The sequence below is a fragment of the Granulicella sp. dw_53 genome, from assembly GCF_018449545.1.
GTDB lineage: Bacteria > Acidobacteriota > Terriglobia > Terriglobales > Acidobacteriaceae > Edaphobacter.
In genome coordinates this window covers 1-20,300 of the sequence record NZ_JAAVUR010000016.1, presented here as the reverse complement: position 1 = coordinate 20,300, position 20,300 = coordinate 1, and the positions used below count along the sequence as shown (strand labels likewise).

Annotated in this window: 21 protein-coding genes; 13 read left to right on the top strand and 8 right to left on the bottom strand. The window is 60.3% G+C overall.

Translation table 11 applies throughout. The annotated features are described in order from the left end of the window. Window positions 1–127 precede the first annotated feature (127 nt). Entirely contained in the window at window positions 128–2,548 is a 2,421-nt protein-coding gene (locus tag HB393_RS20560; protein WP_213807087.1) for an EAL domain-containing protein, read from the top strand. A 395-nt stretch (window positions 2,549–2,943) separates the two neighbouring features. Here HB393_RS20560 and HB393_RS20555 read toward each other — a convergent pair whose 3' ends face one another. Beyond that, window positions 2,944–3,345, bottom strand: coding sequence for a hypothetical protein (locus tag HB393_RS20555; protein WP_213807086.1), 402 nt, complete (start codon window positions 3,343–3,345; stop codon window positions 2,944–2,946). Window positions 3,346–3,701: 356 nt separating this feature from the next. On the opposite strand from HB393_RS20555, the gene HB393_RS20550 reads away from it, so the two are divergent. Further along, window positions 3,702–4,493, top strand: a complete 792-nt coding sequence (locus HB393_RS20550) for an alpha/beta hydrolase (RefSeq protein ID WP_255551422.1) — start codon at window positions 3,702–3,704, stop codon at window positions 4,491–4,493. Window positions 4,494–4,857: 364 nt separating this feature from the next. After that, entirely contained in the window at window positions 4,858–5,301 is a 444-nt protein-coding gene (locus tag HB393_RS20545) for a hypothetical protein (protein WP_213807084.1), read from the top strand. A gap of 536 nt (window positions 5,302–5,837) precedes the next feature. On the opposite strand, the gene HB393_RS20540 is transcribed toward HB393_RS20545, so the two are convergent. Then, the gene (locus HB393_RS20540; protein ID WP_255551421.1) at window positions 5,838–6,584 is read right to left on the bottom strand and encodes a DUF6624 domain-containing protein; all 747 of its coding nucleotides are present in this window, start codon (window positions 6,582–6,584) and stop codon (window positions 5,838–5,840) included. Window positions 6,585–6,656: 72 nt separating this feature from the next. Between HB393_RS20540 and hscB the strand changes: the two genes are divergently transcribed. Continuing rightward, on the top strand, window positions 6,657–7,298 hold the full coding sequence (gene hscB / locus HB393_RS20535) for a Fe-S protein assembly co-chaperone HscB (protein WP_213807082.1): 642 nt from the start codon (window positions 6,657–6,659) through the stop codon (window positions 7,296–7,298). Here the strand turns inward: hscB and HB393_RS20530 are convergent. Beyond that, window positions 7,295–7,783, bottom strand: coding sequence for a DinB family protein (locus HB393_RS20530; RefSeq protein ID WP_213807081.1), 489 nt, complete (start codon window positions 7,781–7,783; stop codon window positions 7,295–7,297). The two genes, hscB and HB393_RS20530, sit on opposite strands and share 4 nt — an antisense overlap. A 27-nt stretch (window positions 7,784–7,810) precedes the next feature. Then, entirely contained in the window at window positions 7,811–8,248 is a 438-nt protein-coding gene (locus HB393_RS20525) for a VOC family protein (protein ID WP_213807080.1), read from the bottom strand. Window positions 8,249–8,452: 204 nt separating this feature from the next. Here HB393_RS20525 and hscA point away from each other — a divergent pair, with 204 nt between their 5' ends. The 3 genes from hscA to HB393_RS20510 are packed head-to-tail and all read left to right on the top strand — an operon-like array spanning window position 8,453 to window position 11,445. Continuing rightward, a complete protein-coding gene (gene hscA / locus HB393_RS20520; protein ID WP_213807079.1) occupies window positions 8,453–10,474 on the top strand; it encodes a Fe-S protein assembly chaperone HscA in 2,022 nt (673 codons plus the stop codon). 3 nt (window positions 10,475–10,477) lie between these two features. Continuing rightward, a complete protein-coding gene (locus HB393_RS20515; protein WP_213807078.1) occupies window positions 10,478–10,906 on the top strand; it encodes a 2Fe-2S iron-sulfur cluster-binding protein in 429 nt (142 codons plus the stop codon). 56 nt (window positions 10,907–10,962) lie between these two features. Then, window positions 10,963–11,445, top strand: coding sequence for a hypothetical protein (locus HB393_RS20510; RefSeq protein ID WP_213807077.1), 483 nt, complete (start codon window positions 10,963–10,965; stop codon window positions 11,443–11,445). A gap of 11 nt (window positions 11,446–11,456) precedes the next feature. On the opposite strand, the gene HB393_RS20505 is transcribed toward HB393_RS20510, so the two are convergent. Further along, complete coding sequence (locus HB393_RS20505; RefSeq protein WP_345945347.1) at window positions 11,457–12,311, bottom strand: hypothetical protein; 855 nt, start codon at window positions 12,309–12,311, stop codon at window positions 11,457–11,459. Window positions 12,312–12,382: 71 nt separating this feature from the next. Here HB393_RS20505 and iscX point away from each other — a divergent pair, with 71 nt between their 5' ends. After that, complete coding sequence (gene iscX / locus HB393_RS20500; protein WP_213807075.1) at window positions 12,383–12,598, top strand: Fe-S cluster assembly protein IscX; 216 nt, start codon at window positions 12,383–12,385, stop codon at window positions 12,596–12,598. Window positions 12,599–12,708: 110 nt separating this feature from the next. Here iscX and murJ read toward each other — a convergent pair whose 3' ends face one another. The 3 genes from murJ to HB393_RS20485 all read right to left on the bottom strand — a co-directional run bounded on the left by murJ (window position 12,709) and on the right by HB393_RS20485 (window position 15,346). Then, window positions 12,709–14,310, bottom strand: a complete 1,602-nt coding sequence (gene murJ, locus HB393_RS20495) for a murein biosynthesis integral membrane protein MurJ (protein ID WP_255551419.1) — start codon at window positions 14,308–14,310, stop codon at window positions 12,709–12,711. Between the two features lie 98 nt (window positions 14,311–14,408). Continuing rightward, a complete protein-coding gene (locus HB393_RS20490) occupies window positions 14,409–14,702 on the bottom strand; it encodes a hypothetical protein (RefSeq protein WP_213807074.1) in 294 nt (97 codons plus the stop codon). A 95-nt stretch (window positions 14,703–14,797) separates the two neighbouring features. Beyond that, window positions 14,798–15,346 (bottom strand): MerR family transcriptional regulator, encoded by a 549-nt coding sequence (locus HB393_RS20485; protein ID WP_213807073.1) that lies wholly within the window; start codon window positions 15,344–15,346, stop codon window positions 14,798–14,800. A gap of 222 nt (window positions 15,347–15,568) precedes the next feature. Here HB393_RS20485 and HB393_RS20480 point away from each other — a divergent pair, with 222 nt between their 5' ends. From HB393_RS20480 to HB393_RS20460, 5 genes are all read left to right on the top strand, one after another. After that, a complete protein-coding gene (locus HB393_RS20480) occupies window positions 15,569–16,180 on the top strand; it encodes a hypothetical protein (protein WP_213807072.1) in 612 nt (203 codons plus the stop codon). Window positions 16,181–16,253: 73 nt separating this feature from the next. After that, entirely contained in the window at window positions 16,254–16,949 is a 696-nt protein-coding gene (locus HB393_RS20475) for a hypothetical protein (RefSeq protein WP_213807071.1), read from the top strand. A 55-nt stretch (window positions 16,950–17,004) separates the two neighbouring features. Further along, window positions 17,005–17,592: a bifunctional pyr operon transcriptional regulator/uracil phosphoribosyltransferase PyrR gene (gene pyrR, locus HB393_RS20470; RefSeq protein WP_213807070.1), complete on the top strand. Its 588-nt coding sequence runs from the start codon at window positions 17,005–17,007 to the stop codon at window positions 17,590–17,592. A gap of 136 nt (window positions 17,593–17,728) precedes the next feature. Continuing rightward, the gene (locus HB393_RS20465) at window positions 17,729–18,685 is read left to right on the top strand and encodes an aspartate carbamoyltransferase catalytic subunit (protein ID WP_213807069.1); all 957 of its coding nucleotides are present in this window, start codon (window positions 17,729–17,731) and stop codon (window positions 18,683–18,685) included. A 159-nt stretch (window positions 18,686–18,844) separates the two neighbouring features. Then, a complete protein-coding gene (locus HB393_RS20460; protein ID WP_213807068.1) occupies window positions 18,845–20,200 on the top strand; it encodes a dihydroorotase in 1,356 nt (451 codons plus the stop codon). Window positions 20,201–20,300 lie beyond the last annotated feature (100 nt).

Genomic DNA, 20,300 nt, shown 5'->3' with positions numbered 1-20,300 from the left:
GCTATGTTGTGTAGGCAACGTTACGCCCCGTCAATTTCCTGAATAATTATCTTGGACGCCGGGCCCTACATTGTTATCCACTCTACTGCCCACCCTCGTCCCTCTGTTTTTTGTCGCTGTACTTTTTGTGCTCCTCCGACAAAGCCGTGAAGACGATCGCATTCGCTTCTGGATCTACGCATGGCTGTGCCGCGCCGTCGCCATCCTGACGGTGCTGCCGTTCGGATCCCCGCGCACGCTCCACACCATACAATTCCTCTCCGCGATAGGCGGGCTCGCCGCCAACATCTGCTGCATCCTCTCATCCCCCGCCCTACGCAAGGACACGCGCCAAATCTACTGGGCCGGCATCGGCCTCGGAGTACCAACCTTCGCCTTCGCGGTCTTCGTCTTCTTCGGCAACGGAAGCCACTGGCCGCTATATCTCATCCTCGCACTCGGATTTAGCGGCGGCTCCGCAGCGGCCGTGCGCAGGTTCCGTTACGACAGGCTCAAACTCATCCCTACCCTGGCGGTATGCGCCCTTAGCTGCATCCCCGTGGCCCTGACCGTCTCTCATGGGAATAGCTTCGACGCCCTCTCCCTCGTCTTCGTCCAGATGGTCCTCGTCAACATCATGATGTTCTGGTGGAACTACACCGACCGCTCCGCCGGCCTCTACGTCACCCTCGGCGGCTTCGTCATCTGGATCCTCTCCACCCCTGCGGTCGCCCACATCGTCCACCGCGAGCTCTTCTCCGAGGGCACCGTCACCGGCGATCGATTCGTCGGCATCGGCATGGTCATGATCCTCATCCAGGAGAGCCTCAAGAGCGCCCACCGGCTCACCTCCGATCTCAAGTCGCTCTTCACCCACAGCCCGCACATGATGTGGGTCGTGGATCCGGCAACCTTGAAACTCAAAAGTGCCAACCAGGCCGCCGCTGCTGCCCACGGCTACTCGCTGGAAGAATTCGAGAAGCTCCGCCTGCACGATCTCGTCGATCCCGCCATCATTCCCCAGATACTGCACGAGATCAAGTCGACTCCAAGCTCTACGATCGCCTCCCCGCACCTGCGAAAAGATGGCACCCAGTTCTTCATAGACATTGAGGCACGCGAGATCGTCATCGGCGGACAAAATCATCGTCTGGTCATGGGAGTCGACGTAACAGCCCGCGAGGCGCTCCTCAAACGCCTTACCTACGAGGCCTCCCACGACCACCTGACCGGCCTGTACTCCCGCAAAGGCCTCCTCGCGCTCGAAAACGACTTCCTCGAGGCCAGCCAAAAGAAGGGCAAAGGCGTAGCCCTCGCCTGCATCAGCCTCCGCCACTTCAAGGCCGTCAACGACACCTACGGCGACCACACCGGCGACCAGTGCCTCAAGGCCATCGCCCAGCGCATCGAGACCTACGTCCGCCCCTGCGACATCGCCGGACGAACCGCCGGCGACCACTTCGAGGTCCTCTTCGGCGAAATCAGCGACACCGCCGAGGCCGAGCGCCTCTCCACCTGGCTCCTGGCCTCGCTCGTCGAACCCATCGTCATCGGCGACATCTCCATCCGCATGCGCGTCAGCATCGGCCTCGCCACCGCGCCCGAGGACGGCGACGACGTGGCCAAGCTTCGCAGCCGAGCCCAGACAGCCATGTGGGAGGCCAGCAAACTCGGCATCAGCGAGGTCTGCCGTTTCCTGCCCGGCTACGCCGCCGACGAAGCCAAGGACCTCCGAATCGTAGCCGCCATGGAAGAGATGCTCAAGAACGGCACCTTCGAGGTCCACTACCAGCCCATCTGCCAGCCAGACGGCCACATCTGCGGCCTCGAAGCCCTGCTCCGCATGAACCCTCCCAAACTCGGCAACATCAGCCCATCAGTCTTCGTCCCCGTCGCCGAAGAGAGCGGCCTCATCCTTCCCCTCGGCCAGTGGGTCCTCGAACACGTCTGCATGCAGATCAACGAGTGGAAACGTCAGGGCATCCCGCTCGTTCCAGTCGCAGTCAACATCTCCGGCCTGCAGTTCCGCCAATCCGACTTCTCCAGCCGCATCCTCGGCACGTTGAACTCCTTCAACATCCCCAGCCGCCTCCTCCACCTCGAGCTCACCGAGTCAACCGTCCTGCAGAACATCCCCGACGCGCTCGAAGAGATGCAGAGACTATCCGCCAACGGTCTGCGCTTCTCCATCGACGACTTCGGCACCGGCTACTCCTCCCTCGGAAGACTCCAGGAGATGCCCATCTCAACCCTCAAGATCGACCGCTCCTTCATCCAGGGCATCACCCACGAAAACAGCACCATGGTCGCCTCCATCATCTCCCTCGCCCACGCCCTCGGAATGAAGGTCATCGCCGAGGGAGTCGAAGAAGAAGAACAGTTAGACGTCCTAAGCCGCCTCAACTGCGACTTCATGCAAGGCTTCCTCTTCTCAAAACCCCTCCCGCCCCGAATCCTCGAGCCCCTAATGAGCTCCGGAAGCTGCCTCACCTCCACCGACTCAACAGACGAGAACCTCATCCAAATCGGACCATCAGTAGAGAGCATGACCGTCCCACCAAACGCGTAGCACCCGCAGCAACTCCCGAACTCCACCCTCCGCGAAGAACATGCAGGTTGATCCTAAAATGGAAGTCTGCCACCAATAAAGTGACATATACCTACTTGGACCGCTCTTCAGTACCGGAGAGAAGGTATGCCCGGAATCCACATGCTCTCTCGCTCTCAACAACCGTCGGACTCTCTACTGAAGCCTCCATCAGCGCTCTTGAAAGTAGGTAGTCTCCCTCTATGACAAATTTGCAGAACAGGACTCACGGTCAGGATTCAATGAGTGACTCGTCCTGTTCTCACCAGTTGAGAAATACTTGTGATTTGTCCGTAACTCAGTCTCACTGACTTTAGGCCGACAAGATGAGTCCGCTAGATATCGACCATAAATGACCTTGGAGTCAGACAGTAAGACTATGGCGCCGTGTTCTTAGTAAACATAGTCAAGACACCAGCAACTATGAGACAGCTCAATCCGATTACAAAACTCAGCCCAGCTCCAAACGTCAATCTGACAGCTTGTGATTCCATGCGGCGATAAATCTCAATAGAAGCACCTGAAACAGCCTGTCCACCCGCCAGAGCTATTAGGCCTAATGCAAGTCCGCAAAGAACGATCGCAATAATAAAGGCGACCCAGGAAGTTAGGAGAGGCCACCGTGCCATCGCTTTGTACCCTACGATCTTCTCTGCAAATGTGACCGAAAACACCAAAATACCCGAAACAAGTGTCAAGAACTGCTTGCACAAATCTTTGAGTTCAGCATAGTCGTAAATCATAAAACTCTTGGCTTCATCTGGAATTTGCCATTGCATTTGGTGTCCTCGATGGCCGAATAATACTCTTGATGTACATGGTCCCTAACCTAAATTATGCGTCGATTCCCGAATTGGTCGGCCAACAGAAGCAATCAGGTTCACGCGTAATCGCCGAGTCAATTTTCGAGGATGGGCTGGTTGGAAACGCGCATTGGCCTGTTCTCGTCAGTTGAGAACACTTGGGCGGATTGCTTCCGATATGCCGACTTCACGTTCTCAATACAACAGTGGCGATGTGCAGCTACGATGGAGGTATGGTGTTCTCGATCACAGACAACCTCGCAAGAACCTGGCTCTCCTCGCTAGTTTTGCTGTTGGCTGCTGCTTGCTTACGTGCACAGCAGAGTAGCCCAATGGTTCCTATAGAAAGCTATGTCCGCGTGAACGGTGTGCAGTACGCTCAAGGCAAATCAGCTCCACTGCTTGCGGACATGTACCTCCCAAAAGATTCGGGGCCGCATCCGGCCATCGTCTTTATCCATGGTGGCGGTTGGACGGGGGGCAGCCGGACAGGTTGGAGTAAGCTCATTGCGCCGTTTGCGGAGCACGGATATGTGGGCATGGCGATCGATTATGACCTCAGTCCGGGAGTTCGCTTTCCGGTCGCACTCGAAGAGTGCAAGGAATCCATCCGTTGGCTCCGTGCCCACGCGAGTGAGTACCGTGTCGACCCGAACCGTATTGCCGTCGCTGGTGGCTCTGCCGGAGGCGAGCTGGCGGCACTTGTGGCATTGACCAACGGCGATCCGCGCTACGAGTCCGGTACGTTCAAGAACTTCAGTTCAAGTGTGAAAGCGGCTATTCTTTACAGCGCCGACCTTGATCTAACGAAGTTTTCTGAGACAGACGACGCGATTCTCCCTTATCTGGGAGGCTCGTGCTCGGCGCAACATGATCTTTGTCTTGAGGCTTCTCCACAGTTTCATCTCGGTGGCAAACTGCCTCCCATCTTTGTCGGACAGGGGAACGCAGATGAGGATGTTCCATACTCCCAGTTCACGAGCTTCGTCGCTGCCTATAAAAAAGCGAACGGAAACATCACTCCCTTCACTGCGGAAGGGGGGCCACACGCCTATGCCGCGGAGCCTCAATGGTTTCAAGCAAATGCAGATGCGGCCTTGAGTTTCCTCAGAAAGAATTTGTAGCGCACCCAGAGCGCTTCTGGATTAGTCCCGGTGAACGCCTTTCTCGGAAGTAACGGCTGTCGTTTGATGAGAAATCGCCGAGTATCCCATTTGATCGTTGCATGTTGGAAACATGCATTGGCCTGAAGTTAGCAGTCGACTTCTGCGGCCGCCTGCAGATAGCTTGCCCTAATGACTTGCCGATAGTGATCGGTTGTCCTGACACGAACCCAACGGATTGGATTCGCGGTCTCTCGCCCTAGCGGAGCTAGAACGGGCACCCCAATTTGGTGCAGAGTGGGAGTTGCGAACGCTTAGCACGGGCCACTCGCCACGGGGTGGGTTGTGGTATTGTGGCTTCAAGTCACCGAGCAGGAGGCACGACGTGCCAGCACCTGAGGGCTGCAGCGAACAACGTCTAGACATGCTGATCCTCGAAACGCATAAAGCCACAACCGCATTCTTCGACAGATTGTTACTGGTGAATGGTGGCACGCTTTCATTAATCATCACTGTAGGCAGCACAGCATTGCTCACATCTCAACATCCGCTCACACTCGATGTTGAGTTGCGGCAGCGAATTTTAGTTGGATGTTACCTGTTTGCTTTGTCTTTTTTCTTTTGCTTGCTTCACAACTATTTGAAGCTCCCAGGCATGGCCACAGCCTTGTCGTATTCGCTCCTCAGGGAACAAGCAATGGGCACTTGGCAGAAGGTGATTGCCTACATTTGCACCGCACTGGGCATCATCGCGGGAATGTTAACGGTAGCCGGGTACTTTCTGCTCGTGAGGGTGTTAGGTTCACTGCCGATACCGGTACATCAATAGCGATCAAGATCAAACATGCAATGTACTGTGAGAACGGACACCGCGTTGCATTCGTCGCCCTGAATGGGGGAGCGTGATACACGCCCAAGTGTAGAACAAATAACTCTCCCTCAAAATACATGAGGCAACTGTTTACGCGATGCAAAGCTTCTGCGGCATCACTGAGCGCATTATCGCCGACGCGCTCTTCGATCAAATTATCCTACCGGGGGCAGCTAAAGCCCGCGTCCGCCGCTGTCAAGTCCTCAAAAGCCGCTTTTCTCCGTAATTCAATCAAAACAAACAAGTTAATAAATAAAACAAAGTGGCATATTAGTTATGGCACGCTTGATAAAATAGAACCAGCAACGAAAAAAGAAAGCCCCGGACATTCCGGGGCTTTGCTCTTTAACAATCGAAGGGACGTAACTCAAGCTCCTGCACGGATTTGGCCGTAAGCCATTTGCATAGAGGATTTTAGCGCAGGCTCCTGCCCGTATCTCGTTGCAACGAATCCGTTTATCCGCAGGCAAGGGGGGCACCCCCCCGAGGGAGGGCTACTTAGCCTCAGCAGGCTTCGCCGGCGGGGTCGCCATCACGATCTGGTTGGTCGCCTTCAGGTGGTAGATCTCCTCCAGGGTCTTCTTATAGACATCCATAGGAGGCAGAAAAACCCGCGATCGCCGCGCATCCAGCCCACCCGGGTCTTCCACGGCATACATCGCCATGCCCCCGGTGATCAGCTTGAACTGCGACCCATACCGCTGCAGCTTGCCCTCGGACACCAGCTCCTTGTCGATCACCAGTGCAAGGCTGGAGCCATCGATCTTGCCGCTATCCGCCAACTGCTCCAGCTGCGGCAGCAGCGAGAGCTGCCACGCATGATCCCGCGAGTGGGTCAGGATAAGCATCGCCGCATTGGACGCCTCGATGCCGACCAGCGCAATCGTAGGCCAACCCTGCTTGGCAACGATGTCCTTCAACTGCTCCGTGAGCACTGCGTCGATCTCATTCAGATTGGTCGCCACTTGGAGATTCTTCTTGTCCTTCGGCGTACCATCCTTGAAGCCGCGAGCCTCCTGGTCCTGAACCACCATGTTCAGCAGCCGCGTACGAAGCGCGGCATCGGTCCCCGGACCATTCGTCTGGATCAGCTCCTCGTGCCGCCGCTTCAGCTCAGCCTCCCACGCCGGAAGAGCGTCGCCCTGACGGGCCGCGCCAGCCGCACCACTAGGAGTTTGAGCAGCCAGCACAGAAGGAGCGAACGATGAAGCGAACAAAACGGAAGCGAACAGCCAGGACAAGGGACGGCACATAACAACAGTGTAAGTTCATTTCCAGCGGATTTGCCTCAAATCGTCTAACCTTAGAGACCGATGAGTGATATTTCCAACACCGATATCCAGACCGATTTCTTTACGTTCTTCTCCCTGCCCCGCAAGCTTCAGCTCGATACAGCATTGCTGGAAAAGAACTTCTACCTCCTAAGCCGCAAGCTCCACCCCGACCGCTTCGCCGCCAAGCCACTCGCCGAGCAGGAAGCCGCACTAGCCCAGTCGTCGCTCCTAAACGACGCCTACCGCACCCTAAAAGATGCAATCCTCCGCACCCAGTACCTCCTGACCCTGGAAGGAGTAGAGCTGGAAGAGCAGTCCAAAGCCGCCACCGAGGCAGCCCGCGCCACCGGCACGCAAAAGAAGCAAATCGTTCCGCCCGAGCTCCTCGAAGAGGTCTTCGAGTTGAACATGCAGCTCCAGGAGATGCGCGCAGCGAACCAGATGGGAGAAGACGAGCCCGAACTCCGCCGCGATCTCCTCACCGCCAAAGACGCCTTCGACACCAAGATGGTCGAAACCCAGGCCGAACTCGAAGCTCTCTGGTCCGCTTGGGACACAGCTCTCGACGCCGGAGACAAAACCGCTCAAACCAGCGCTCGCGACGCCATGGTGACTTTGCTCAACAAACGCAGCTACCTGCGCAACCTCGTCCGCGACGTCAACGAAGCACTTGGCCTCTAGACTCGCTCGGCAGTAACGATCCGACCAACCTGCTCCAGATGGTTGATGTCGTGTCCAGCCATCGTCTCCACGATCGTCCAGAAGATCATCGTTCCGCGCTCCGGATGCGTCGTCGGACGATGCTGATCCGCCTCGGACACAGTCCCGAGCAGCTTCATGTTCCAGTTCCTGGTCGCCTCGAACATTGCCATCGCCGACGCGAAGTCGTACGCGCCATATCGCTCCGCCCAGATCTCCTGGTCGAACGGCTGGATCATCGCATGCTCCTGACTGAGCGTCTGCCGCAGCCGGAAGCCGAACGCCAGCTCGCAGTCCGCCATATGCGCCACGATCTCGCGGATGCTCCACTTGCCGGTCTCCGGAGCCATGTCGAGCTGATCCTCGGTAAGCTGATCCGCAAGCTCCTTCAACCGGTTCGTCGTAGTAAACAGCACAGGAACCGGATCTTCATCACCAAGAAACTTCTCGTACGGGTTCAGCTCCATGCCCACCAAAATACCACGCCCATCTGCCTATTCAGGAGTTTTCCACGGATCGTAGGTTCCAATGGACCAAATGTGACCTTCAAGGTCGCGGCAGGTAAAAGCTCTGCCTCCATAGTCCATATCGGCGATATCCATCAGCATCGTCGCGCCAGCAGCCTTCGCCGCAGCGTAGACCTCGTCAGCGTCGTTCACAATCAGGCAGGCAGATTGCGTTCCGCGCATCCCGATCTCGTCTGGCTGAGCCATCAGCTTGCTGTAAGCGCTGCCATTCTCGACCGATCCCAGCATCACCATGCCGTTGCCGAAGCTAAGCTGAGCGTGCATAACGATATCGCCTTTGCCCAGATACACCGCATTCTTCTCGAAGCCGAAGGCGCGGCACAACCACTCGATCGCCGCCAGCGCATCGCGGTAGCGGAGAGCAGGGATAACGGTAGATCGACAGTCTTTAGCGTAGTTATTCATGGACGAGATGATGCCACCATAGCCTCAGCCGTGTCATGGGAAAAAACCGCATCATGCATCGACCTCGCGGCCCTGCACATCCTAAAAGAGTCGAACGGCGCATCCAGTTAGCCTTCTCTGCACTTTAGTCGGTCAACTGTAGGACAATGGAGGAGGAACAGTGTGCCGTAAGAGATAGAGCGCACAGACGAAGGGTCTTTCGGAATGCCAGAGGAACGCGTAGTAGGAATCGATCTCGGAACCACCAACTCTCTCGTCGCCTACATGGAAGGCGATACGCCCGTCGTCATCCCCGGCGAGGACGGCGAACGCCTCGTCCCCTCGGTTGTAGCCTTCAACACCGAAGGCCCTAACGAGGGCTTCGTCGTCGGCAACGCCGCTCGCGCTACGCTCCTGGCCGACTCCGCCAACGCCGTTTACTCGGCCAAGCGCTTGATGGGCCGCGATATCAACGACGTACAGGACGAGCTGAAACTCTTCCCCTTCAAGCTGGCCAACGATCTCCAGCCCGGCGAAGTCCTCCGGCTGAACGTGGGCGGCCTGATGCTCACCCCGCCCGAGATCTCCGCCTACGTCCTCCAGCAACTGAAGAAGAACGCCGAACGCTTCTTCGGAGCCCCGGTCACGAAGGCTGTCATCACCGTCCCCGCCTACTTCAACGACGCCCAGCGCCAGGCCACCAAGGACGCGGGCCGCATCGCCGGCCTCGAAGTCCTCCGCCTCGTCAACGAACCCACCGCCGCGGCCCTGGCCTACGGCCTCGACAAGAAGAAAGACGGCCTCATCGCCGTCTATGACTTCGGCGGCGGCACCTTCGACATCTCCATCCTCAAGCTCCACGAGGGCATCTTCGAGGTCATCGCCACCGGCGGCGACACCCACCTCGGCGGCGACGACATCGACAACCTCCTCATCGCCATCGCCCTGGACGACATCGCCGGCGATCTGGGAGCTGAGACCGGACAGGCCGCCCGCAGCAACGGCGAAACCATCCAGGCCCTCCGCAAGGCCGTCATCGAGGCCAAGATTCGCCTCTCCACACTGGAGGCGGCCACCCTCAACGTCAAGCTCCCCGACGGCAAGCTGTACCTCCGCGATATCACCCGCCAGCACTTTGAGCAGATAGCGGCTCCGATCATCGCCCGCACCGCCGCTCCGTGTAAACAAGCTCTCAAAGACGCCCAACTCGACCCCTCGCAGATCGACGAGGTCGTGCTGGTAGGCGGTTCTACCCGCATCCCCGCCGTGCAGGCTCTGGTCGACGACCTCTTCCAACTCGCCGCCCGCGGCAAGCGGCCCCACACCGAGCTCAACCCCGACGAGGTCGTGGCCCTGGGCGCAGCCGTTCAAGCCAACATCCTCTCCGGAGGATCCGCTGCCACCGAGGATCTGCTGCTCCTCGACGTCACTCCACTCTCCCTCGGCATCGAAGCCCTCGGCGGAGTCGTCGCCAAGATCATCCAGCGCAACTCCACCATCCCCGCCAGCGCCACGGAGCACTTCACCACCGGCGTCGACGGCCAGACCAACGTCGCCATCCACGTCGTCCAGGGCGAACGCGAGCTCGCCAAGGACTGCCGCTCGCTGGCCCGCTTCGACCTGAAGAACATCCCTCCGATGATGGCCGGTCTACCCCGCATCGAGGTCAAGTTCCTGATCGACGCCAACGGCATCCTGCACGTCTCCGCGCGCGAGCAGCGCAGCGGCCAGCAGGCGGAGGTCGAGGTGAAGCCTACCTACGGCCTCACCGACGAGCAGGTCGAGAACATGATCCTTGCCTCCTTCGATAACGCCGAAGAGGACATCCAGCAGCGCCAGGTCATCGAGGCCAAGAACGAGGCCCATACGATCCTCACTGCAGTTGAAAAGGGCCGGTCGCACGCTGCCTGGCAGCAACTGACCAGCGACGAGATCGGCACGATCGAGATCGCGATCACCGAACTCAAAGCTTCCGTCCTGGGCGGCGACTACCATGTCATCCGCAACGGCATCGAGCGCCTCGATAAAGCCACCCGCCGCTTCGCCGAGATCATGATGGATACCGCCGTCACCGGCGCCATTACCGGCCAGACCATGCAGTCCGCTGGCGAACAACTTGGAACAGGGCCCTCCGCTCCTCACCCTTTTGCGCCAGCCCAGTTCACCGCTGCGGCGGAGCCAGATAAAATGGATCAATCACCCGTACCAGTTACAGAGGCCCAGGCCGGAGAGTCGACGGAAGACTAACCCATGTCCCAGATTCAACAAGAACCAGTAGATACCTTAAAACCCGCAGCCGAAGGCATGGTTCGCGTCACCTTCCTTCCCCAGAATCGCACCGTGGAGTTCCCCTTCGACACCCTCCCCTACGAGGGACATGGTCTGCCGATGAGCTTCCTTGACGTCGCCGAGAACTACGGCATCTTCCTCGACCACGCCTGTGGAGGAGTCTGCGCCTGCACCACCTGCCACATCCACGTCAAAGAGGGCGCTTCTGGCCTCAGCGAGGCTGAAGACCTCGAGCTCGACCGTATGGAGACCGCCGCCGACATCCAGCTCAACAGCCGCCTTGGCTGTCAGGCGGTCATCGAAAAGCCAGGCACTTACGTCGTAGAGATCCCGAAGTGGAACCGCAACTACGTGCAAGAGGGCAAGCCCTCCCACGGGCCCGGCAGCTAACATAGAATCACTGCCAAGAGCCTTTCAAAATCACACAGCAAGAGCCTCTCCTCCAGATGAAGATCGTATCGGCACTCCTTCTTCTCTTTGCTATTACTGCGCCTAGTGCGCTGCAGGCACAGGCGCATGCTGGATCGGACTGGACCCGCGTCCAACAGATCGATCCAGGGACGATGTTGCACATCGCATCGCAACATCGTCCCGCCATCTGCAGCTTTGTCTCCGCGGAAGCGGACTCCCTCACCTGTACTCAGACCCGCAGCCACTTCTTTATCCGTGCCACCCAGACTCTGCACTTCACCAGGCAGGAGATCACCTCCATCAAGCTCTCCCGCAAGCCGCTCTCGCTGCTCGCTGGTGCAGCGATCGGCGCTGGTGCTGGAGCAGGTATTGGAGCGGCAGTCGATGCCAGTTCCAGGAGCCAGGAAGACCCCCATCTCGCGACCGCCCTGGGCGTTATCTTCGGTGGTATCGCTGGCTCGGCCGTTGGTTCGAAGCTGGACTTCCTCGCAGGCCCGACCCTCTATCGCGCTCCCTAGACGGACTTAGCTCAACCCTGCACGATCCCATACTTCGCATCGAGAAACCGCTGCAGGTCGCTCGGAAGACTGCCCGCGAGCTCCTGCCACGTCAGTAGCTTCAGCCGCCACGCAAACGCCGGAGCATGCACAGCCGCCATCACCGAATACCACATCTCCACCAGGTCTCTCCGCCGTCCGTCGCACAGCACGCAGAACGCTGCCTCGCTCGCATACGCGGCCAACACATTGCGGATCAGTTGATATCCTTGCACCATTCCCACCGGCGTCCAAGGCAACCGGCTCACATCGAAGACCGCCTCGAAGTCCCGGTACCGCTCGATCAATCTGGGCCGCGACTGCTGAAAGCCCGTCTCCGTCAGCTTCGCCTCCAAAAATAGATCCCCCAGGCGCATATCGATCTCCGTCGTATCCACACGGCCACTCTTCAAGGGAACGCCAGGACGAATCCCGAAACACGGCTGACTCGCAGCATCGACACCTAACAGCCGCGCCACAGCAGGCAGAAGTCCATCGCCCGAAGCCACACCCGGATGGCAGAAGATATTCATTAGCAGTGCATCCGAGCTGTTCACGGAATCCAACTCCATCCACTGCCAATCTGCCCTCGCCCTCACCCGCCTGGAAGCCGTATGGACCTTGGTCAGACGCCGCGCCCACTCCGGATTCGCGCAGATGCCCTGGTACGAGGCCGGATGAAAGTTGCCATGCCGTCCCGCCTCGTCCCGCCCGAACATCACCACCGGACTCGACCCAGGCGAGAGCTCATGCAACAACTTCTCAGTCCGCGCCAACACTTGCCCCCTCGCGCTTAACTCCCGCCGCAGCATCGAAGCACTATAAGAAATCACACCCTTTGGATGCACCGTCGCCCTCATCCCGACAGATCTCTCTCTCCGGCGCGGCAGAGGTAAACTAGCATCCAGAGGACTAAGCCATGCCCCGCGAAATCGACTGGACCGACACCGAAGAGATCGGCATCCAACTCCAGGAAAAATTCCCCGCAGTCGAACCTTACACCGTTCGCTTCACAGATCTCCACCGCTACGTCACTGAGCTCCCCGGCTTCATCGGCGATCCCGCCAAATCGAACGAAGGCGTCCTAGAAGCCATTCAGGCCGCATGGAATGAAGAGTACGAAGACGCCAAGTAAATCCACTACAGCAAAACCATAGATAGCTGGTGCCTACCTTTGCGGCCGTCTAATCGTCGCAGGGTGGGCATCGGGCGAAGCCAACCGTAAGCACCGACTCGGCGGGGAACCTAACCTTTGCGCCGAAGAATCTGCCCTGGCAGCTTCGACCCCATCGCCACCAATACCCCCAAACCAAGCCCTCCCCAAACTATCGTGCCCGCGCCAATCATCAACACATCCCCCATATGCCCTCGTGGCACATGCAGATAGCGCACGCAAGCCGCGGCTCCCAGAAATCCCGCACAGGCGGCCAGCAAAGCGCGCCCCAACTCGCCACCCTCCATCCCGCTCAAGGGAACCAGGCCCCGTCGGCTTAACTGCACCGCCAGCGTTACCGTTAGGGCAAGGATTCCGATATCGGAGGCAACCGCCAGCCCAATGATCCCGAAGCGGTGAAATAGCGTGCTGTAGATCGGAATCGAGACCAGCGTGACCACCCAGCCCGTAATCGCTGGTACTCGCATATTGCCCGCCGCATAGAACGCCCGCGCATAGAACCCCTGCGCCGCCCACAGCGCAATCGAGAGTGCGAAGATTACGAAGTAGCTCGCCGTCTCCGCCGCATCCTTGGGGCTGAACGACCCGCCGCGGATCAGATCCACGATCGGCGCCGCCAGCGCCACCATCCAGCCCGCCGCCAGCAACGACACCGCGATCACACGCGAAGTCGCACGGTTCACCGCGGCTCCAAAGTCCGTCAACCGGCCCTGGCTGAAGAGCGCCGCGAAGAAGGGCAGGGAAGCGACCCCCGCCGCCTGCCCCAGAATCCCCATCGGCGCATTGAACAACGTCTTCGCCACGCTAATCCGCGAGATGCCGCCTGTATCGCCAGAGGCAAAGTACGCCAGAATCCACTTATCCGCCATCGCCAGCGAGACGCCGATCATCAGTGGCAGCGACATCCGCAGCCACTCCAGAAACGCCGGATCGCGCAGATTGAAGATCGGCTGATACCGTAAGCCACTTCGATATGCTCCTATGGCATTCATCAGCAACGATCCAACGAACGCTCCCGCCAACACTCCAATCGCCAGCGAATACGCTCCCAACCGCGCCGAGAAGAAGAACGCGCCGGCGATGATCCCGACGTTGTAGAGCAGCGGCGTCACCGCCTGGTACAGAAAGATCTTCCGCGCCATCAGCTTCGCCCCAAGCACTCCACCCGCAAACCACAAGAGCGAGCCGGGCAGCATGATCCGCGTCAGCGAGGTACACAATGCTGCGCGCTCCGGGTCGAAGTCGCGAAAGGCGACGTGCGTAAACGCCGGTGCGAAGATCTCTCCCAAAATGACACCGAGCGTGACCACCACCAACATCCCGTTCAGGACAACCGAAAGCGCCCGGTCTCCACCGGCCTCGTCGCCGGCCTGCTTGTAGCGATTCAGAATCGTCACCAGCGAGACCGAAGCCACTCCCCCCACCAGGAAGTAATTGATCATGTCCGGCAGTTGGAACGCGGCGTAGTACGCATCCGTCACCGTGCCCGCGCCGAACAGCAGCGCGATGTACTTCGTCCGCACCAGCCCCAGCATGCCAGACAGTATGTTCGAAGCCATCAGCAGCAACGTCGCCGAGAAAGCCGTATGCGTCGCCGAGGGCCGCAGCATCCCCAGCAGGCTGCGTCTCGCCGGCAGCACAGGGATCGGATTGGAGAGGAGTGGCTCGCTCAAAAGGGTATCGTCTCGCAGAGAAGCTTCCGCTCCACCATTCTACGGTCGCGCACCTTGGATTGATCGACGGAACTACCCAGTGACTTCAGGACGAGCCTTCAACGTCCCTGACGGGCCTTCTCTCGCGCTGCCTTATGCCTGGCCTTCCGCTGCTTGGCACGCGAAGGCTCAGAGATGCGAGCCACCGTGAAGCTCACCCTCTGCCGCTTGCTGCATCGCAGGCATCGCACCGGATAACGCATCAAGAAGAGATACTTCAGATCTTCCATCCGCAGCGTGCTTCGCCGGAACCCCTGCGACCGGCAGAACTTGCATTGAATCGCAATTTGGCGCGCTACACTGGCGACAGGAATCAGACTCTCCTCGTAGGAGGAAAAAGAGGGCTGATGCATCGATCTTCGCTTCAGTGAACTGCTGCCAGGGAGGGTCATCGTTCGGGCCTGAATTATTTTCTGCTATCAGTTTGTCTGATGCAATGGGGGCGTCTTCAGTCTTCCCTGGGACTGAGATTTCCGTCGATATTTGAGCCGAATAGATCTTTCCCCACGTCCCTGCTCTCCAGGCTTGTTCGCAGTCCAGCAAGGCGGGGTGCCTTGGGCTGCCGGAACGGTGTCACCGCTCCCCGCGCGCTCGCCGGCTTCGAGAGCATCGCCAGCAGATCCTTCATCTCCTTGTGCAGCTTGCGCAGCCGCTGCTCGTCGACGCCTCCGGCGCCTTCTGGCATCGCCAGCGCTAACTGGGAGGTGCTCTGCTTCATCTCGCTCTTGATCGCCTGCCGGGCCCCGGGGATCGTATATCCCTCGTCATAGAGCAGGCATTTAATCCGAAGCGCTGTCTCTACATCCCGACGCCGGTAGAGTCTCTGTCCCGTCCCGCCCTTGTTCGGCCGCAACTGGGGAAACTCGCTCTCCCAGAACCGCAGCACATAAGACGGCACCTCGCACAACCTCGCCACCTCGCCGATCCGGAAGTAAAGCTTATCCGGAATCTCCGAGCTCGCCGAAGTACGCCTGCGGATTGGCTCATGCTGCGCCATGCCAGATGACTCCATCTTCACGCCGCCTGCGAGATCGCCTACGCCCGGCGACGGCCAAAATACCCGCTCTGCATAAAGTATAGGCCACCTCTGCCTCCGCTCCAGTGCACAATTCGAGCCCTCCCGTCACCTTTTATTCCCTCCACCCGCCTGCGTAAACGGAACATCCCTCCCCGCGACAGCGTATCGTTACTCGAAGCTGCTTTCTCGAGGGGTGGAATCATGAATTTAAGACGAACTCTGGCTACTGCGGCTCTGCTCACCCTGACGATCACCCTCGGCTGCCGTATCGAATCGGACAAGCGCGGCGAAAACGATAACGTAAAGATCGCCACCCCCTTCGGCGGCATGTCCGTCAAGACCAACGACTCCGTCGTCATCGACGGCATCGGCCTGCCCCCCTACCCTGGCGCGGAGATCGTCAAAAAGAAGGACAAGGACAACGGCGCCGCCGACGTCAACCTGAGCTTCGGAAACTTCCAGCTCCGCGTCAAAGCCGCCAGCTACCGCACCCCCGACGCCCCCAGCCAGGTCGCGGCCTTCTACCGTAAGGCCCTGGGCCGTTACGGCGATGTCATCCAGTGCTCCAACAACAAGCCCGTCGGAACCCCCACCCGTACCGCGGAGGGCCTGGGCTGCGACAACGACAAGGAGAGCCACGTCTCCGCTGGCGACGAGGTCTCCGGTAAAATGGAGCTCAAGGCGGGCTCCAAGCTCCATCAGCACATCGTAGCGATCGATCCCGAGGGTAGCGGTACCAAATTGGGCCTGGTTGCTCTGGATCTGCCGGGCCACATTACACTTGGCGACGATAAGGGTGATTTCAAGCAGTAACGGCCGCGGACTGCGCCTTCGGTTACCGGACCGGCTCCTTGCCCCACTCTTCTTCGTCGCGTAGCTTCTAGATATGCAAGAACATTGCCATCGTTGCGGCGGTGATCTCCCCCGCGGAGATGAAGTCACCCCCTTCTGCCCTCATTGCGGCTCACCCCAGCTCTACCTCCAGGAGTACGATCGCCCCATCCTCGCCCCGGACGCCGATTCCTCCGAGACCACCGGCGCACCCCCACCTCCGCACCCCCAGTTGATCGAATGGAAGACCGCCATCCGCTGTGCCGCGCTGGTCGCAGGCATCGCCTCTGTCCTTAGCCTGGTGGCGACCCGCGTGCCGCTGGTCTCGCCCCTCAGCACCCTCACCATCCTCACTGCCTCGATCCTCACCCTGACCCTCTACCAGCGCCGCCGCCCCCGCGCCCGCATGAACGCCTCCGTCGGCGCACGCATCGGTCTTATCGTCGGAATCTCGCTGGTCGTCTGCCTGGCTATTTCGATGGCCATCGCCGGTCTTATCGCTCGCTTCAGCCTCCACTCCATGGCCGCCTTCGACGCCGAGCTCGCCCAGCAGATGCGCACCCAGATCGAGCACGCCGCCGCTGCCAACCCCACCTCGCCCGAGCTGCTGCACTACTTCCTGACCCCCGAGTTCCGCGCCGGCATGATGCTCACCGGCATCGCCATGCTCGCGCTTCTGCTTCTCTTCCTCTCCACCGTAGGCGGGGCCGTCGGCGGTCTCTTCCGCACCCGCCGCACCCCTGCCGCCTGAAGCTCAGCCCCCTCCCATCACCCCTGCCCCTGCTGGTATCATCACCCCAATCACCATGACTGACTCCACGACGCCCAGCACCCCACTCAAGTCCCCTAGGCTCCGCGAAAAGGGCCGCCTCATGTCGGCCTCCGAGATCGAACGGACCCTCGTCCGCCTCGCCCACGAGATCGTAGAAAAGAATGACGGCGGTTCCAACCTGGGACTCGTCGGCATCAAGCGCCGCGGCGTCCCCCTGGCCAAGCGCCTCGGCGCACTCATCGAAAAGATCGAGAAGCACCCCGTTGACGTCGGCACACTCGACATCAGCTTCTACCGCGACGACCTCTCCACCGCCGGCCCCCGCCCCACCGTCACCCCCGGCGACGTAGGCTTCGACGTCAACGGCCGCGACATCGTCCTCATGGACGACGTTCTCTACACCGGCCGCACCATCCGCGCCGCCCTCGACGCCCTCTTCGACCACGGCCGTCCCAAGTCCGTCCAGCTCCTCGTCCTCATCGACCGCGGCCACCGCGAGCTTCCCATCCAGGCCACCTTCACCGGCCGCTCGATTCCCACCTCCAGCCGCGAGATCATCGAGGTCAAACTCAACGAAGTCGACGGCCAGGAACAAGTCCTCCTCGTGGAACTCGTAGACTAGAAACCAGCAATCTCAAACCAACAACAAACCCAGCAACCTCAAAACAGTGTCATCCTGAGCGAAGTCGAAGGACCTGCGGTTCGCCCGTACCTGCACCAATCTCCAGGAACCCATCCCAAGCCGCCCGAGCCCCTTCATGATCTCTGCCACGCCCCACTCCGGCTCCCTCCTCACCATCGACGGCCTCCCCATTTCAGAAGTAGCCTCGATCCTCTCCCTCACCACGCACCTCGCTAGCCTCCCTGTCCCACAGCGATCCGCCATCCTCACCGGCCGCCGCATCGCTCTCCTCTTCTACGAGTCCAGCACCCGCACCCGCACCTCCTTCGAGCTCGCGGCTAAATCCCTCGGAGCCACCACTACCCTCGTCAGCGACAAATCATCCTCCATCGAAAAGGGCGAGTCCCTCAAGGACACCGGCCTCACCCTCCGCGCCCTCGGAGCCGAGTGCATTATCCTCCGCCACCCCTCCTCCGGCTCGCCCTTCCTGCTTGCCCGAGCCACTGGCCTCCCCGTCCTCAACGCCGGAGACGGCATGGCCCAGCACCCCTCCCAGGCCCTCCTTGATCTCCGCACCATCCTCACCCGCCTCCACCTCGACCCCTCTACGGTCCACGCAAAGTCCCTCTCCGGCCTCACCATCACCATCACTGGGGACATCCTCCACTCCCGCGTCGCCCGCTCCAACGCCATGCTCCTCCCCCGCCTCGGCGCACACGTCATCCTCTGTGGCCCCGAGCCTCTCCTGCCCGAGACCGCCCACGGCCTCTCAGACGACATCGAAATCACCCGCGATTTCGACCAGGCCCTCAGCCGCTCCCAGATCGTCATGATGCTCCGCATCCAAAAGGAGCGTCTCGCCGGCCTCGACCTTGATCTGGCCCACTACATCGACCACTTCCAGCTCAACGAGTCCCGGCTCGTCACCCACGCCCCCCAAGCCTTGGTCCTCCACCCCGGCCCCATGGTCCGTGGCCTCGAAATCTCCGGCGAAGTAGCCGACGGCCCCCAGTCCGCCATCCTCGACCAGGTCGCCAACGGCCTCGCTATCCGCTCCGCCCTGCTCGTCCGTGCCCTCGGAGCCCAGGCTTGACCGCCACCGCCAGCCGGGTGCCCCATCTTCGCGACAGTTTTATCGTCGCTAAGGTAGGCATTCGCGAAGCGAACCGCATTCCTTACCCTTCCACAAGAGTTCTGGTGACTCGTTCTCAAAGTTTCGCCGTGAAGCTCCAGCAAATCAGCGCCCCACACCATGACTAATACCCAAGACCTCCTCATCCTCGACGCCCGCGCCATCGATCCCTCGACCAACCTCGACGCCCCCCGCGACCTCCTCCTCCGCGAAGGCCGCATCGCCGCCATCGAGAGCCCCGGCGCTCTATCCTCCATCAAAGCCGAGACTATCGACGCCACCGGCCTCGTCCTCTCCCCCGGCCTCATCGACATCCACGTCCACCTCCGCGAGCCCGGCCAGACCTGGAAAGAGACCATCGCCACCGGCACCCGCGCCGCTGCCGCCGGAGGCTTCACCACCGTAGTCGCCATGCCCAACACCGTCCCCGTCAACGACTCCGTGGACAGCCTCAACTGGATGTTGGACCCCGCCCGCAAACCCGCCATCCACCTCCTCGCCATGCCCGCCGCCACCCTCGGCAGCCTGGGCCAGGACCTCTCCCATTACGAAGCCCTCGCCAAAGCCGGAGCCGTAGGCTTCACCGACGACGGCAAGCCCATCCTCGAAGACGCCATGATGCGCGCTGCCCTCGTAGCCGCCGCTCGCCTCTGCCTTCCCATCTCCCAACACGCCGAGGACACCCGCCAGAGCCCCAGCTCCGGCATGAACGCCGGTCCGCTCTGCTTCCGCCTCGGGCTACGCGGCATGACCGTCGAAGCCGAGTCTTCCATCGTAGAGCGCGACATCCAGTTGCTCCGTGACATAGAAAAGTCCGACAAGCTCCGCCCCCACCTCCACGTTCAACACGTCTCCACCGCCCGCGCCCTCGAAGCCATCCGCTCCGCCAAAGCCGAAGGCCTCCACGTCACCTGCGAGGCTGCCCCCCACCACTTCGCCTTGACCGAAGAAGCGGTCATCGGCGGCGGCCCGAACTATAACGCCTGCTGCCAGGGGATAGAAGCCTCCTACAACACCAACGCCAAGATGAACCCGCCCCTCCGCGCCGAGTCCGATCGCCAGGCCGTCCTTGCCGCTCTCCTCGACGGCACCATCGACTGCATCGCCACCGACCATGCCCCCCACGCCTCCCACGAAAAAGAGGTGGAGTTCGAGCGCGCCCCCAACGGCATCACCGGCCTCGAAACCGCCCTCGGCCTCGCCCTCCGCATCCTCCACCGCGAACAAGGCCTCTCCATCTCCCGCGTCCTCCAACTCATGAGCACCAACCCCGCCCAGCTCATCCAGCTCAAAGACCGCGGCAACCTCACCGTAGGCAGCTACGCCGACCTCATCCTCTTCCACCCCACCGCCGAGTGGACCTTCCAGGCCGCAGCGTCGCTCTCTAAATCCAAAAACACCCCCTTCGACCAAACCCCCATGCTGGGCCAGATCAAAGCCACCCTCAGCGAAGGCCGCATCGTCCACCGCTCCTAAGCCCTTCCCAGCGGCACACTGACCACCCTTCACTTCTTACTAGCACCCACTTTTACTAGTACCAACCTTCACTAACACCGACCCTCACTTGCACCCCCAC

Coding starts and splice junctions, on each gene's coding strand:
- HB393_RS20465 (WP_213807069.1), top strand. CDS start 17,729: ATGATCTCTGCCACGCCCCACTCCGGCTCCCTCCTCACCATCGACGGC.
- HB393_RS20490 (WP_213807074.1), bottom strand. CDS start 14,702: ATGCATCAGCCCTCTTTTTCCTCCTACGAGGAGAGTCTGATTCCTGTC.
- HB393_RS20555 (WP_213807086.1), bottom strand. CDS start 3,345: ATGCAATGGCAAATTCCAGATGAAGCCAAGAGTTTTATGATTTACGAC.
- HB393_RS20525 (WP_213807080.1), bottom strand. CDS start 8,248: ATGAATAACTACGCTAAAGACTGTCGATCTACCGTTATCCCTGCTCTC.
- HB393_RS20480 (WP_213807072.1), top strand. CDS start 15,569: ATGAATTTAAGACGAACTCTGGCTACTGCGGCTCTGCTCACCCTGACG.
- HB393_RS20515 (WP_213807078.1), top strand. CDS start 10,478: ATGTCCCAGATTCAACAAGAACCAGTAGATACCTTAAAACCCGCAGCC.
- iscX (WP_213807075.1), top strand. CDS start 12,383: ATGCCCCGCGAAATCGACTGGACCGACACCGAAGAGATCGGCATCCAA.
- hscA (WP_213807079.1), top strand. CDS start 8,453: ATGCCAGAGGAACGCGTAGTAGGAATCGATCTCGGAACCACCAACTCT.
- HB393_RS20485 (WP_213807073.1), bottom strand. CDS start 15,346: ATGGCGCAGCATGAGCCAATCCGCAGGCGTACTTCGGCGAGCTCGGAG.
- HB393_RS20460 (WP_213807068.1), top strand. CDS start 18,845: ATGACTAATACCCAAGACCTCCTCATCCTCGACGCCCGCGCCATCGAT.
- hscB (WP_213807082.1), top strand. CDS start 6,657: ATGAGTGATATTTCCAACACCGATATCCAGACCGATTTCTTTACGTTC.
- HB393_RS20510 (WP_213807077.1), top strand. CDS start 10,963: ATGAAGATCGTATCGGCACTCCTTCTTCTCTTTGCTATTACTGCGCCT.
- HB393_RS20475 (WP_213807071.1), top strand. CDS start 16,254: ATGCAAGAACATTGCCATCGTTGCGGCGGTGATCTCCCCCGCGGAGAT.
- pyrR (WP_213807070.1), top strand. CDS start 17,005: ATGACTGACTCCACGACGCCCAGCACCCCACTCAAGTCCCCTAGGCTC.
- HB393_RS20550 (WP_255551422.1), top strand. CDS start 3,702: ATGGTTCCTATAGAAAGCTATGTCCGCGTGAACGGTGTGCAGTACGCT.
- HB393_RS20530 (WP_213807081.1), bottom strand. CDS start 7,783: ATGGAGCTGAACCCGTACGAGAAGTTTCTTGGTGATGAAGATCCGGTT.